The 14,343-nt window shown below is 65.4% G+C and carries 11 protein-coding genes and 2 pseudogenes; 4 read left to right on the top strand and 9 right to left on the bottom strand.

What is annotated here, in order from left to right:
- Window positions 1-8: 8 nt before the first annotated feature.
- Window positions 9-764 carry a metal-dependent hydrolase gene (locus tag G6N81_RS10615; RefSeq protein ID WP_165136661.1) on the top strand — a complete coding sequence of 252 codons (756 nt, stop codon included), beginning with the start codon at window positions 9-11 and terminating at the stop codon, window positions 762-764.
- 75 nt (window positions 765-839) lie between these two features.
- Window positions 840-1,331 carry a hypothetical protein gene (locus G6N81_RS10610; RefSeq protein WP_165136658.1) on the top strand — a complete coding sequence of 164 codons (492 nt, stop codon included), beginning with the start codon at window positions 840-842 and terminating at the stop codon, window positions 1,329-1,331.
- Here G6N81_RS10610 and G6N81_RS10605 read toward each other — a convergent pair.
- The 6 genes and pseudogenes from G6N81_RS10605 to G6N81_RS10580 form a co-directional block, all read right to left on the bottom strand.
- Complete coding sequence (locus tag G6N81_RS10605) at window positions 1,310-2,107, bottom strand: lysozyme family protein (protein WP_165136655.1); 798 nt, start codon at window positions 2,105-2,107, stop codon at window positions 1,310-1,312. The genes G6N81_RS10610 and G6N81_RS10605 overlap by 22 nt on opposite strands.
- Before the next feature lie 64 nt (window positions 2,108-2,171).
- Window positions 2,172-2,366 (bottom strand): annotated as a pseudogene (locus tag G6N81_RS10600) (MerR family transcriptional regulator); the annotation flags it as partial.
- 116 nt (window positions 2,367-2,482) lie between these two features.
- Window positions 2,483-3,319 (bottom strand): aldo/keto reductase, encoded by an 837-nt coding sequence (locus G6N81_RS10595; RefSeq protein ID WP_165136652.1) that lies wholly within the window; start codon window positions 3,317-3,319, stop codon window positions 2,483-2,485.
- Window positions 3,320-3,380: 61 nt separating this feature from the next.
- Window positions 3,381-4,808 (bottom strand): inorganic phosphate transporter, encoded by a 1,428-nt coding sequence (locus G6N81_RS10590; protein ID WP_420901782.1) that lies wholly within the window; start codon window positions 4,806-4,808, stop codon window positions 3,381-3,383.
- Window positions 4,809-4,970: 162 nt separating this feature from the next.
- Window positions 4,971-5,741 carry an alpha/beta hydrolase gene (locus G6N81_RS10585; RefSeq protein WP_165136649.1) on the bottom strand — a complete coding sequence of 257 codons (771 nt, stop codon included), beginning with the start codon at window positions 5,739-5,741 and terminating at the stop codon, window positions 4,971-4,973.
- Window positions 5,742-5,800: 59 nt separating this feature from the next.
- The gene (locus G6N81_RS10580; protein ID WP_165136646.1) at window positions 5,801-7,603 is read right to left on the bottom strand and encodes a DEAD/DEAH box helicase; all 1,803 of its coding nucleotides are present in this window, start codon (window positions 7,601-7,603) and stop codon (window positions 5,801-5,803) included.
- Window positions 7,604-7,760: 157 nt separating this feature from the next.
- On the opposite strand from G6N81_RS10580, the pseudogene G6N81_RS10575 reads away from it, so the two are divergent.
- A pseudogene (locus G6N81_RS10575) lies at window positions 7,761-8,517 on the top strand (alanine:cation symporter family protein); the annotation flags it as partial.
- An 11-nt stretch (window positions 8,518-8,528) separates the two neighbouring features.
- Here the strand turns inward: G6N81_RS10575 and G6N81_RS10570 are convergent.
- Window positions 8,529-10,850: a beta-galactosidase gene (locus G6N81_RS10570; RefSeq protein ID WP_165136643.1), complete on the bottom strand. Its 2,322-nt coding sequence runs from the start codon at window positions 10,848-10,850 to the stop codon at window positions 8,529-8,531.
- Window positions 10,851-11,289: 439 nt separating this feature from the next.
- On the opposite strand from G6N81_RS10570, the gene G6N81_RS10565 reads away from it, so the two are divergent.
- Window positions 11,290-11,718, top strand: a complete 429-nt coding sequence (locus tag G6N81_RS10565) for a MarR family winged helix-turn-helix transcriptional regulator (protein ID WP_165136640.1) — start codon at window positions 11,290-11,292, stop codon at window positions 11,716-11,718.
- Between the two features lies 1 nt (window position 11,719).
- Here G6N81_RS10565 and G6N81_RS10560 read toward each other — a convergent pair whose 3' ends face one another.
- Both G6N81_RS10560 and G6N81_RS10555 read right to left on the bottom strand, forming a co-directional pair.
- Window positions 11,720-12,796, bottom strand: a complete 1,077-nt coding sequence (locus tag G6N81_RS10560) for an ABC transporter ATP-binding protein (protein WP_165136636.1) — start codon at window positions 12,794-12,796, stop codon at window positions 11,720-11,722.
- Window positions 12,793-14,343, bottom strand: coding sequence for an ABC transporter permease (locus tag G6N81_RS10555; RefSeq protein ID WP_165136633.1), 1,551 nt, complete (start codon window positions 14,341-14,343; stop codon window positions 12,793-12,795). Before G6N81_RS10555 ends, G6N81_RS10560 begins: the two co-directional genes overlap by 4 nt.

Here is a 14,343-nt window from a genome sequence, read left to right as displayed (position 1 = left end):
ACTCTGTGATGGGTTATTCGCACGCCGTGTCCGGCGCCGCCGCATGGGTGGCCGTAACGACGACGGTTCCCGGCTTCGGCCTCGCTCCTCTTGATCCCCTCGGCGTGCTCACGGGCGCCGCTGTGTGCGCCGGAGCCGCTCTGCTGCCGGACATCGACCACCCATCGTCCACCGTTGCGTCCGCCCTCCCCGGCGGACGCGTGATCTCTGGCGTCGCGAGCGGTCTCACGGGCGGACACCGAAAGGGAATGCACTCGCTGGTCGCGACCATCTGCATTCTCCTCGCCGCTGTGGTTCTCTCCCTGGCCTCCTGGACACCGGACGGGTGGGATCGCCCCCTTGCGATCGGGCCCGCGATCGGCGCCGCCGTGTGCATCGCTGTCGGGACGAAATGTCTGCGAATCGCGCGCAGCTGGGTGCTCTCCTGGATCATCGGCATCGCCGCCGCGGCGGGACTCATGTGGTGGTTTCCCGATGAGTTCGCGTGGCTTCCGGCGTGCATCGGCATCGGCTACGTTGTCCACCTGATCGGCGACACCCTCACCACCGGCGGCGTGCCGTGGCTCTGGCCGATCATGCTGAAGCGCCCCGTCGTGTTTCGACGCACGATGCTCATCAAACGCCTGTGGCCGCGCCGCGGCTCCTTCGCTCTACCCCTTCTTGGCAACGCGGGATCGTGGCGCGAATGGCTCCTGACCACGCTGCTGACGCTGTACGCGATCTGGGGCCTCGCCGCGGCGGCGCTCGCCCTGTTGCCGGGATAAGGCTCGTGGGGTCGCCCTCTCGCGCGCCCGCGCCGCCTGGATCTTCCCAGGCCGCGGGACACTAGGCTGGCACCCGTGCGTCTCGAACCCCTGCTCCGCCGAGTCGATCGTCTCGCCGGTGGTCGTTACCGTGACGCCCAGGTGCCGGGAGCAGCCTCACCGGGAGCGGCCGCGCCACTGTGGACCGTGTTCTGGCTCCTCGTCGTGTGCACGGTTCTCGGGGGGATCACCGTGGCCACCGTCGGCGTTCTCACGCTCCAAGGCGCCCCTCCGCCCCTGCTCGTCTGGTTGCGCGTCGGCGTGCTGTTCGCGATCTCCGTCAGCCTGTTCTACTTCCTGTGGCGCGCATCGATCGGCTGGTACTGGGCCTTCCAGCGTCTGCTGCTGTTCAGCCGCGTATTCCCGTTCGTCGCGATCGCCTTGGCGCTCATCCCCGGCGCGTTCCCCTGGTGGGTTGTCGGCGAGCAAATCGCCTTCGCCGCGGTACTGATCATCATTCAGTTCGTGATGATCTCAGCGCCGATGAAGCGCGCGTTCCCAAAGCCTCAGCGCGCGGCATCCGCATAGCGCTCAGCCGCCTGCGCAACGCGCGTCTGATAGTCATAGAGATCGTTGTAGGAACGGATCGCCCGAATCCAGGTTCCCTCTGACTCCAGTGAACCATCGAGGCGACAGAGATAGCGTGCCGCCGTGATCGCCGCGTCATCGATGCTGTGCGGAGAGGTCTCGACGCCCTCCGACGCGTTTACCGCCCACCGCCGCCACGTTTCGGGGATGAACTGCATCGGCCCGACGGCACGGTCCCACTCGGTATCGCCGTCGAAGAGGCCGCCGTCGGTGTCAGGAATCGCCATCGTGTTATTCGTGCCATTCAGCGGAATTCCGATGATCGCGGGGCGGGCGACCCCGTCGGCGTCCACCTGCCCGCCGAAGATCGTTCCGTGGTAACTCTCGACCCATCCGATCCCTGCCAGTGTGTTCCAGCCGACGGCGCAGCCGTACTCATCGATTGCACGGATATCGGCGGCCGCGTACGCCGCGAGGGCACGCTCGGGAATGCCCGTCGCTAGAGCGGTCTGCGTCACCCACTCCGGGTCGGGAAGCCCGAGAAATCCGTCGGCGCTTTCGCCGCGCGGGGCATGAATGGGGGTGGCGTATTCCGCGCGCGGTACGGGATCGGACGGCGACCATGGCCAGGATCCGTCGTCCCTGGGACCTGCGAGATCATCAGGGGTGGGAAACGCGTTCACCAGGGCGAAAACGCCGATCACGCCGAGCGCTCCGACACCGCCGAGCAGGGCGATGGCCCCCGCCGCAATGCCGATGCCCTTTTTCACGCCCACCCCGCCATTCTCGCGGAGGGGTGGCTGAGTGTTCGGCGGGGCCGCCGCCGAACACTCAGCGCTACAGGTGCGCGTCGAGGGCGCGGATCTCCGAGGCCTCGCCCCACAACGTTTCCGCGATCTGCGCAAGCCCAAGCCCCAGCTCGCGCAGCAGCAGATTGCGCTGCAAACGCACAGGGGTGGCCTGGTCGTAGTGCCGGTAACCGTTTGACGCGATGCGTGACGGAACAAGATGCCCGATGTCGTCGTAGTGACGCAGCGTGCGACTCGTGGTTCCCGCGAGCTACGCGACCTCCTGGATCGACCATTCGTCGTTCATGTCACCGACGATAGAGGTTGACATAACGTCAAGGTCAAGCGAGCGACGGAATCGCGCTACATCTCTTCGTGATGGTTCGGATCGCCTTCCCACAGTCGCCCACGCTCGAGCGACGACACACGCGCGACCTCATCGTCCGTCAGCTCGAATCCGAACACATCAGCGTTCTCACGCTGACGCTCGGGGTCAGCCGACTTCGGGATCGCGGTCGACCCCAACTGCACGTGCCAGCGAACGACGACCTGGGTGGGAGACACCCCGTGGGCAGCAGCGATGTCCGCCAGAACGGGTTCCGCCAGGAGTTCGCTTCGGCGCGCAAGCGGACTCCAGCTCTCTGTCCGGATGCCGTGCTGTGCGTGAAAAGCCCGCAGAGCGGTCTGTGGGAAGTACGGATGCATCTCGACCTGGTTCACGGCCGGGACAACGCCCGTCTCGCCCATAAGGCGCTCCAGCATCTGCTCCGTGAAGTTGGACACACCGATCGAGCGCACAACATCCTCGTCCCGCAGCCCGATCATGCCCTGGAACGTCTCGACATACTTGTCGACGCTGGGGTTGGGCCAGTGAATGAGCAACAGGTCGATCCGGTCGAGTCCGAGCGTTTCGAGCGACTCACGTCCCGAAGCGATCGCCTCAAGATAACCGTGATGGCGGCCGGGAATCTTCGTGGTGACGATGATCTCGTCACGATCAACGTTCGATCGCCGGACCGCCTCGCCCACCTCGCGCTCGTTGCCGTAGTTCACGGCTGTGTCGAGCACGCGGTACCCGTTCTCGATTCCCGCGACCAGGGCGTCGATGCCCTCATCGCCCGTGAGCTTGTACGTGCCGAGACCGACCTCTGCAAAGGGCTGGTCGTCGTTGAGTGTGATCCTCGGAATCTCGATCGCCATGTGATCAACGGTACTCGCCGGTCTCATGGCGCGCTCTGCCCCCACGAAGGACAGCCCCGGCCTAGAAGATCGCGCTCAACACCAAGTAGCCGATGGCGCCAATTCCGGCGGATGCCGGCAGGGTGATGAGCCACGCCAGTCCGATCGGCTTCATCAGGCCCCAGTTAGCGGCCCGGTTGACAAGACCGACGCCGAGAACGGCACCGATGAGGATGTGCGTGCTCGAGACCGGCAGACCCAGCATCGATGCGAGCATGACGACCGATGCGGCAGACAGCTCGGCAGCGAAACCGCTGGCGGGGTGAATCTCGGTGATCTTCTTGCCCACCGTTGTGACCACGCGCCGGCCGATAAACCACAGGCCGGCCAGGAGGGCCGCACCGAAAGTAATCAGAATCGGCAGTGGCACGACGGCCTGGCTGTTGACCGAGCCGGTGCGCATGACGTCGAGAACGGCGGCGAAGGGGCCGACCGCGTTTGCGATGTCGTTCGCTCCGTGGCTGAACGCAAAAGCACACGCGGTGAACACCTGCATCCAGGCGAACAGCGTGAACGAGGCCTTCGGGAACTTCTTCTTGCGCAACGCCTGCGCGAGGATGTACACCGCTATCCACGACACAACAGCGATCATCATCAGCAGCACAACGGTTCCGGCCGCCGACATCTCGAGGTGAAGGTTCTGCAGGCCCTTCATCAGTAGCATCGCCGCCATGATCACGGAGGCGATCGCGCCGATGATCGGAACGATCGTGCGCAGGGCACGGTGACCGTCCTCAGAATCGCCGTCATGGCTCAGGACGAAGCGTTTGATGATCCAGAAAATGCAGAACGCGAGGACGCCGCCCAGTGTGGGGGAAAGAACCCAGCTGGCCGCGATCTCGCCGATCTTGTTCCACTGGACCATTTCGAGGCCGCCCAGCCCCGTCTTGAGTCCCATCGAGACGGCCGCTCCGACGATGCCGCCGATGATCGAGTGGGTGGTGGACACCGGCCAGCCCATGCGTGTGGCAATGAAGAGCCAGATGGCCGCGCCCAGAAGCGCCGACATCATGATGTAGATGAAGTCTTCGGGGCTTTGGGACACCACGCTGAGATCGACGATGCTGCTGCGCACCGTGTCGGTTACGGCGCCCCCGGCCAGGATCGCGCCAGAGACCTCGAAAATCGCCGCAACGATGAGGGCCTGTTTCATCGTCAGGGTGCCGGACCCGACGGAGGTGCCAAAGGAGTTGGCCACATCGTTTCCGCCGATGTTGAACGCCATGAAGACGCCAAACACGATCGCGGTGATGAGGAGAATGCGGCTGGTCTCGGGTGACACCCATCCGACCGACCACAGGCCGAATCCGATCAGGGCGATGACGAGGAGGCCGCCAAACGTCAGATGCCACCAGCGGTCGTTCTCGCTGGATTCCTTCGCCCCGAAGATGTTGGTCGGAACCTCGTTCTTCTCTGGCTTCTCTGGCCTCGATGGGGTGTCGGTCGCCACCGCGTGTGCTCCCTGGATGGTGATGTAGACGCCTTTCAGCGCCGAATGATTGACACGCTTCGACGGTGAAGACGCGGTGTATCACAGGGTAACAATTGGTAGCCGAAGACTGGCACCGAGTGACGAGATCTGTGAAACAGTTGCGCTTCGCCGTGTGTGCCCTTAGTGCTCGAAAAGTTCCGTGACGAGCGCCGTGATGTCTGCGGATACCTGGCGGCTGTCGACCGTTGCGACGCCGTCACCGGCCTGTTCGCCGTAGTTCCCAAAGGATGCGTGCGCGGCGCCGGGGATGTCCACGAACTCAGCGTCACCCGGAAGCAGAGAGGCGGCATCCCGGATTTTCTCCGGTGTGGAGAGGCCGTCCTCGCTTCCGCTGATGCTGAGAACGGGAATATCTGCCGCCGAGAGATCCGCCGCGCAGTAAGAGGCAAACAGCACGAGCGCGTCGGCATCTGCCGCGAGCTGACAGGAGCGAACGCCGCCCAGCGAGTGTCCGCCAACGGCCCAGCGGTCGATATCGGGCGCACGGTCGGTGAAGCTCTCCAGCGAGCGCAGGTCGAAGAACGCCAGGTTCAGCCATGGGCGGGTGATCACCACCGTCATCCCCGACTCGGAGACCAGCCCGGACAGCGTGCTCGCATAGGCCTCGGCATCAACCTTCGCGCCGGGAATGAAGACAAGCCCGTCACCGGATCCGCCCTCGACAGGCGACATCACGATCGCGGCACTCGTGTCGGTGTACGCGATCGCAGGATTCTGTGTGACCTCGTCGAGCGGCGCGGGCTCGGCTGCCATCACGCCCACCTGACTCCAGATGACGATCGACACAGCGCCGATGAGAACAAGTGCGGCGATCGCGGCGACGGTCCACGCGATCGCGCGTCGCAAGCGCCGCGGACGGCGCGCCGGAATATCTGGTGAGTCAGATGACATCAGCGTTCTTGCGCCGTGCCCCTCGCACCGTCAAGTTTCTGACGGTGCGAGGGTGATGCTCAGCGACGGGGCTTGCGCGGAGGGCGCTCATCGCCACTGTCGAAACGGGGACGCCGCTCGCGGTCGCCGCCGCGGTCGCCGCGACGACGAGGGCCACCCGTCGCACGGAAAGGCCGAGGATCTGCCTTGAGCTCGATGAGCTGACCGCTGATGCGCGTGTCGGCAAGGCGCTCAAGCGTTCCCGACGGCAAATCGGCGGGCAGTTCCACGATCGAGAAGTCCGGACGAATGTCGATACGCCCGAAGTCGTCGCGGCGCAGGCCGCCCTCGTTCGCCAATGCGCCAACGATCTGGCGGGGCTCGACGCGCTGGCGGCGGCCCACCTCGATTCGGTACGGCGACAGCTGTGCGCCGCCGCGCGGACGACGCTCTCCGCGGTCGGCGCGATCGCCACGATCGCTATCGTTCCGCTCGCGCTGCGCACGCTCACGACGGGGCGGGTCGGGCGGCAGCAGGAGGGGCGTTCCGCCCTGTGCAACGATCGCCAAGGCCGCGGCAACATCGGTGTCGATGACATCGTGGTGCTCGACGTAGTGAGCGATGATGTCGCGGAACTCGGAGATCTTCTCGCGATCGCTGAGCGCAGCGGTAATCGCGTCGTCGAAGCGGCTGAGGCGCGTGACGTTGACGTCTTCCGCCGTCGGAATCCGCATCTCGGTCAGCGGCTGGCGCGTTGCCTTCTCGATCGCGCCGAGCAGACGACGCTCACGCGGCGTCACGAAGCTGATCGCGTCGCCTTTGCGGCCCGCGCGACCCGTCCGGCCGATGCGGTGAACGTACGACTCGGTGTCGACGGGAATGTCGTAGTTGACGACGTGGGTGATGCGTTCGACATCGAGACCACGCGCGGCCACATCGGTGGCGACGAGGATGTCGAGCTTACCTGACTTCAGCTGGTCAACGGTGCGCTCACGCTGTGCCTGAGCGACGTCTCCGCTGATCGCTGCCGCCGTGTATCCACGGGCACGGAGCTTTTCTGCCAGCGTCTCGGTTTCGCTCTTGGTGCGAACGAACACGATCATCCCGTCGAAGTTCTCGACCTCGAGGATGCGCGTGAGCGCGTCGACCTTCTGGGGGTAACCCACCATAAGGTAGCGCTGCGTGATGTTCGCCGACGTTGTCGTGCGGGTCGCGACGGTGATCTGCTCGGGGTCGCGCAGGTGCTTCTGCGAGATGCGGCGGATCTGCGCGGGCATCGTTGCCGAAAACAGCGCGGTCTGCTTCTCGGCGGGAGTGTCGGCGAGGATCGTGTCGACGTCCTCGGCGAAGCCCATCTTCAGCATCTCGTCGGCCTCGTCGAGAACGAGGAAGCGCAGCTCAGAGAGGTCGAGCGTGCCCTTTTCGAGGTGGTCCATGACACGGCCGGGGGTTCCGACGACAATGTCAACGCCGCGGCGCAGCGCCGAGAGCTGGGTGCCGTAGCCCTGCCCGCCGTAGACAGGAAGAACGCGAACGCCGCGCATGTGCGTTGCGTACTTCTCGAAAGCCTCACACACCTGCAGTGCGAGTTCACGAGTGGGCGCCAGAACGAGCGCCTGCGGCGTCTTCTGCGTCTGGTCAAGCTGGTCGAGAATGGGCAGCGCGAACGCGGCCGTCTTTCCCGTTCCGGTCTGCGCGACGCCGAGCACGTCGCGTCCACCGAGAAGGAGGGGAATGGTCTGTGCCTGGATGGCGGACGGCGTTTCATATCCGACGTCTTTGAGGACCTTGAGAACAGCGGCTCCCAGGCCCAGCTCGTCGAAGGTCGGTGTGTGCTCGTCCTGCGACTCGACGGGCGTTTCGGGCGATGGGGTGGTTGCCATGCTCCAACGGTATGCCCCCGAGCTGAGTTCCACCCCGTCGCGCGCCGTATCCGCGCCCTCTGGGATGTTCTCCGACTCGTGCACACACTCTCCGCAGGGCCAATGAGGTCCCTGCTCCCGCGCAACGAACGCGCGACAATTCGGAGGGTTTTCAACGATGATCGACGCTGTTCAATCGTTCCTGGACACCGTTACGTCCTTTATTTGGGGACCGTCGCTATTGATTCCGCTCTTGCTCGGCACCGGCTTGTATCTGACGATCCGGCTGGGCGGGATTCAGTTCGTTCGCTTGGGCGCCGCTCTGCGGCTAGGGATCTTTCGTCGCAAAGATCTCGGAGCAGACGGCGACATATCCCAGTTCCAGGCGCTCACAACGGCCCTGGCGGCGACGGCGGGAACGGGAAATATCGTCGGCGTGGCAACGGCCCTCGCGATCGGCGGCCCCGGTGCGCTGTTCTGGATGTGGATCACCGGCCTTGTCGGGATGGCCTCGAAATACACCGAGGCCTTCCTCGGTGTGCGCTTCCGGACGACGGATGAAGCCGGCGAGCGCAACGGTGGCCCTCAGCAGTACCTCGAGCGCGGCATTCCGAATGTCTTCGGAAAGATCCTGGCGTTGTCCTTCACGGGGAGCGCGGCTGCGGGCGGATTCGCCGGATCGGTTCTCATCGCGGCCATTCAGCTCGGCGTTGCGCGCGGTATCTTCTCGAACGAGTCGGGCATGGGATCGGCCGGCATCGCTCATGACCGGTGAGGCCTTTGCGCAGGGCCTGCCCGGCGAATGGGGGCACTGGGTCGTCACGATCGGGCTGGTGTTGTTCGCCCTCTCCACCATTATCGGTTGGTCGTACTACGGCGAGCGAGTGAGCGCGAAGCTCTTCGGACGCCGCGCCGTGATGCCGTTCCGCGTGATGTGACACCGGGTTCAGCAGATCTGCCGCGACCGCACGGTGCGAAGCGCCGCGCCATGAACCTCCAACACGGGTTCGACCGCGCCCGGCCGCACGCGAGGGTCGACGTGGATGCCGCTGTCGGGTGCCCAGGCAAACCCGCGCAGGTGAAGCCCGTCGCGGATGATGAGTTCTCGATAGGGCAGCAGGTCGACGTCGAGCGGGCGTCCCGACCAGAATTGGTCGGCGATGAGCGTGTCTCCCGCGTAGACCCGCATCACGTCGCCAGTCCAGGTGATCTCGAGCAGGAGCCGCTCGGCTTCGTCGAACCACTCGTCGCGGATGTCGACGTGGGTGGACGGGAGGCGCGCGACATCGACATCGGCCGGCGCGGAGAATCGTCCGGCGCTTCCGCCCGTTCGAACCGGCGCCGTGCGCACATCATCGAAAACGGGAGCCGGTAGATCACGGACCACGTCCGCGCCGGGCACGGGGATGACAGTCGCCTGCCCCTGCGCGAGAGCGGGCAGCACACGGGCGGTGCGGGGCCGCGGATCCTCGGTCACCCGAAATCCGGTCTCGTCAAACCACCCCTCGCCGTCCCAGATCACGATCCGCTCGCGGCCAGCAACGTGACCCTTCCACACACCGTTTGCGGTGTCATCGTCCAGTACCACGAACGTCGTGGTCCCGATCTTCACCCGACAGTCAGGGCCGGGCGCGGTGATCGGCGTCACCGTGATTCCTCCCCCATCTCGGCGCTCCGCCGTCGCTCCGGAGACCATGTCCACGTCGCCCTCATCACACTGAATCTCCACGGGAACACCGGGCGTCGCCGCGAGCACGACGAGCATGCCCTGCGAGGTCTGGATCTGTGTGATCGGCTGCGCCGTTGCCGTCACCGCGTCGATGCCGCCCAGGCGCTGACGAATCGGCCAGCAGGCGAATGTTCCCGCGCTCAGGGTGAATGGCGCCGCTGGCATGGTGATCGTCGATGCCGCCATCTCCACGTGGAACTGCACGCCCGGGATGGTCTCGAGCGCCGCGAGTGCCGGCTGGTGGTTGTTGACAAAGAGCCACGCCCGACGGTCATCGCCGCGCACGGACCAGCGCACGTCGCCGTCGCCAGGGATAACGGCCGGTTCCGCGACGATCGCTTCACCAAATGCTTCGAGCATCAGGTGCTGGCGGCGTAGGGCATGGAAGTGCGGGCGCTGTGCTCCCTCGCGTCCGATCGGGGCGAAGAAGTCGTAGTCGCGAACGGGCAGATCGTTCGGATACCCCGTTGCCTGTGATTCCTGCGTTGTGGTGTTCCCGATGACCTGGGTTCCTCCGTGAAACAGGTAGTAGCCCTGCCAGGAAGATCCACTGCCGAGTTTGACGTGCGCGAGAGCCGCAACGTCTTCGGGATCGACGAGGGGTCGGCGGTGATAGGCCACCGGCATACCGCCGCCGAGCTCGCACGTGGCGAAGGGCCACGGATCGGCGCTCTCTGTTGCCACCGAACCGTCAACGCCGACCTGGCGAAGGTCGGCTCCGACCGTCAGGTCGTCCCGCACCGCAGAGAACGTAAAGTGCATCCTTCCGAACTCGGGCCATCCCGTGTGGGATTCCTCCCAGAACGCATCCGCGTATCCGGCGTAGACCGGCAGAACACGGCGCTCGGGAAGCTGCGCACCGCCCCATCCTGTTGCCGTCCAGAGGGAGGCACGCATCCCTTCGGCTTCCGCCATGTCTCTGAGCGTTCCGAGATGGTCCGGCTGATCGTAGATCTCGTTTTCGACCTGCACACCAACGATCGGTCCGTGCGGATTCTGGTGGTCCCGGAAGAGACCATGCACCTGCGCGGCGATCTGCGCATACCACCCGCGCACGAGCGCGAGATAGTCAGGATCGTTCGTCCGGCGAGCGATGGGCAGCGCCTGGAGCCAGTCGGGGAAGCCGCCGTTGCGCGTTTCCCCGTGTGCCCATGGCCCGATTCTGATGACGACGTCGAGGCCGACGATCTGCGCCGTTTCGACAAACCGGCGCAGATCGCGCGCGCCGTCCCACCGCACATCGCCCTGCTGTTCCTCATGCAGAATCCACAGGATGTAGGTGGACACGATGTTCACGCCGCCGGAGCGGATCTTTCGCAACTCGGTTTCCCAGTGATCTGGCTGATCCCGGCTGAAGTGATACTCCCCCATGATCGGAAACCAGGGCCGCCCCGAACGTTCGATGTAGCGCGACATCACGCGGATGTCGGTGCCTTCGCCCATGTCCAACGGAGCGGGATGCGCGGGAGCCGGGCGCGGAACGCGCACGCTCAGCGGTCGTTTCGGGGTGTTCCGGGATGCGGATTCGGTGACGCTCACGGGGCGAGGGTAGCGTGGATTTGCACGCAATCGAAACGATTCAGGCGAGTCGCGAACTACAGCCTGCAGCGTGATGCCGCGTCACCTTCGCGGGCAGCAGACCCTGGTGCTATTGACAACTCGCGTGGCGCCACTGACAAGATCCGCGTCGCCGGACACACACGAAAACATAACGAAGAAATAACGGAAAACCCTTGCCGGTCGTTACCTCAGCGTTATAGAGTGCGAAGCACGGTGATCGTTTTGCTGTGGCGGTCACCGGCATGTGATTGCAGGACACTCTTGGTGCTAGGGACATGGGCCCGGTCGGATTCATCCGATCGGGCCTTCTCTGTTCACCGCGTCGTGACGGCAGAACGTCCGGGTCGGCCGTGTCCGCTTCCACCGACCCCACCCGCAAAATCGGGCACGGAGCACCTATGCCCATACAATCGAATACATGACTGACCGCCGACTCGCTGTTGAGACGTGGGAGAGCCTTTTCCGCGCGCAGCACGAGGTTTTCGAAGAGCTCCAGCAGGACTTCGCGGGAACCGCAGTGCAACAACCGGAGTATGACGTTCTCCTCACCGTGATGCGTGCCCCCAACCACACAGCGCGCCTGCGCGAGATCACGATGAACATGCTCATCAGCCAGCCGAGCGTTTCGCGTCTTGTCGACCGCATGGTCTCGCGCGGCCTCGTCACAAAAGCGCCGGACCCCGATGACGGGCGCGGGTCGCTGGTGACCGCAACGGAAAAGGGCGCACACGAGTTCCGTCAGGTGGCCGTTCAGCACGGGAAGAGCATCGCGGCGCGCATGTCGGTTTTGACGTCCGATGAGTTGCGCACGCTCAATGCTCTAACGCAGAAGCTCCGGCGCCTCTGAGCTACTCCGCGGGGTAGGCCAGGGCCGTTCCTCGCACGCGCACGACCACCGTTTCGCCGCGCTCGGGAGCGCCGACAGCAGGAACAGCGGCACGCACTTCGGCACCGTTCACGGAAATCGTCGCGATCGCCTGATAACCCGTGAAGGTGACTTTCTCGACGGTTCCTGTTTGTCCGTCGACGCCGCCGAGGCGCAGCTGTTCGGGACGAACGAGCACGCAGATCTCGCGCCCGTCTTGCGGAGCATGGTCAATGGCCCATGCCGCCGGAATCGATCCCAGGTCACACTGCACGATGCCAACAGCCGAGTCCTCACGGCCCGTCCAGTGCCCCGGGAGCATGACGGCATCGCCCATGAAGCTCGCGACCCACGTCGACGCCGGGCGCAGGAAGACCCCGCGGGGAGTGTCTTCCTGGAGAACGCGACCCCCGCTCATCACCGCAATACGATCGGCCACCGAAAGCGCCTCGCGCTGATCGTGTGTGACGATCACTCCCGTCATGCCCTCGTCGCGCAGCCACTGCCGCGTCGACTCACGCAGTTCATCACGAAGGAGCGGATCGAGCGCGCCGAACGGTTCGTCCAGCAGCACAAGATCAGGGCGAGACGCGAGAGCTCGCGCAAGAGCGACGCGTTGCGCCTGACCACCGGACAGCTCGTGCGGGAAGCGATCGGCGTAGGCGCCGAGGCCGACAACCGTCAGCAGGCGGCGCACCTCGGGATCGTCCGCTCTCCGCCGTGCGAGGCGCCGTGAGGCAACGCTGCGCAGGCCGTATGCGACATTCTGCGCCGCGGTCAGATGCGGGAAAAGGGTAGCCCCTTGCGGAACCCACCCGACCCTGCGGCGCTCCGGAGCGGTGTGCACCCCGGGCGATGCCACGGTGCGGTTTCCGATACGAATCGTTCCCGATACGGCGCGCTCCAAGCCCGCGATCGCGCGCAACGCCGTTGTTTTACCGCAACCGCTGGGACCGACGAGCGCAAGGAGCTCACCCTCCCCCGCGACGAGGTCGATCTCGTGCAGAATCCGGTCCTGACCGTATTCGACAACGAGCCCCGAAACCGCAAGACCACTCACCGGAACGTTCCGTTCTTCATCACAGCGGATTCGTCGCGCGCGCCAACGCGCGACAGCAAAAGCGCCGGAACCAGCGCGACGACGAGCAACGCCAGAGCGTAGGGAGCCGCGGCGCCATACGCACTGGCATCCGTCCGCGACCAGAGCTCGGTCGCCAAGGTATTCGTGCCGGTCGGACGCAGCAGTAGCGTGGCCGGCAATTCCTTCATCGCGGTCACGGCCACGAGCAAAACAGCAGCCGCAATGCCGGGAGCCGCCAGCGGAGCTGTCACGCGCCGCCACACCTCGGATCGACCCGATCCCAGAGTCCTCGCGACGTCCTCAAGATCGGTTGGCACCTGCGACACGGCGCTGCGCACACCACCGATCGCCTTGGGGACGAACAGCACGCCGTACGCAAAAGCCAGAACACCGATCGACTGGTACCACCACGGAACGACGGCCAACGAGGCGAAAACAAGCGACAACCCAACGACGACTCCCGGCACGCCGAGCGGCAGGGTTCCCAGGGCGTCGATCGTCTGCACCACACGTCCACGGTATCGCGCGGTCAGAATCCCGATCGGTAGCGCCAGAATCAGGGCGACAAGAGCGCCCGCGCCCGCCAGCATCATCGTGGACACCACCGCATCGAAGAAGCGCTGCGGATCGATCGCCTGGGTCTGGTCTGCGGTGACCCATCGGACCACCAGCGCAACGGCCGGGACACCCGCAGCCAAGACGGGCACAACGAGCAACCACGCGTAGGCAAGAGGGGCGAGGCGCCCCGGAGAAACTCGTCGGAAGCGCCCGGTCCCCGCCGAGATGCCACGCGCGCGGCGGCGCGCCGCCTGCTCGCCGATGACGATCAGCAGGGCGACGAGGACGAGCACAGACGCGAGAACAGCGGCATAGTCGCGATCGAAACTCGTGGCATAGGCGCGGAAGATTGCCGTTGTCAGCACCGGGAACCGGAACAACGCCAGCCCGCCGAAGTCGCTGAGCGTGTAGAGGCACACCAGGAGGGCGCCGGACAGGACGGCGGGCCGCACCTGCGGGAGTGTGCCGACGAGAAACGCACGCAGCGGACCGCGACCGAGTGTGCGTGCGATGTCGTCGCGTTCCGTGGAAGCGGCGCTGAGAGCGGCAACCGTTGGCAGAACGACGTAGGGCACACCCACGAGGCTCAGGACGAACCATGCCGCCCAGAATCCCGACATCGACGGAATCGCCGCAAGCCATCCATACGCAGCAACGTACGAGGGAACCGCCAGCGGAATCGCCGCGATCGCGGCCCACACCCGGATCCCGCGCAGCCGAACGCGCGACAGAATCCACGCGGTGGGAACGCCGATCAGCACGGCGGTAACCGTGACGGATATCGACAGCCCGAGCGAATTGAGCAGGAGCTCGATCAAACGGGGCCGTGTGACCGTCGTGACGATCGTGTCGACGCCGGCGCCAGCCACCCTCACGACGAGGTAGATCAGCGGAACAGATGCCGCGAGCGCACAGCAGACCGCCGCCGCGATGAGCGCGGCGGACGGCCTCCTGCGAGCGGGTGTCAA

It is taken from the genome of Microbacterium amylolyticum (genome assembly GCF_011046975.1).
Taxonomy (GTDB): domain Bacteria; phylum Actinomycetota; class Actinomycetes; order Actinomycetales; family Microbacteriaceae; genus Microbacterium; species Microbacterium amylolyticum.
Note: the sequence above shows the minus strand (reverse complement) of the source record. Positions and strands in the feature narration are given on the sequence as shown.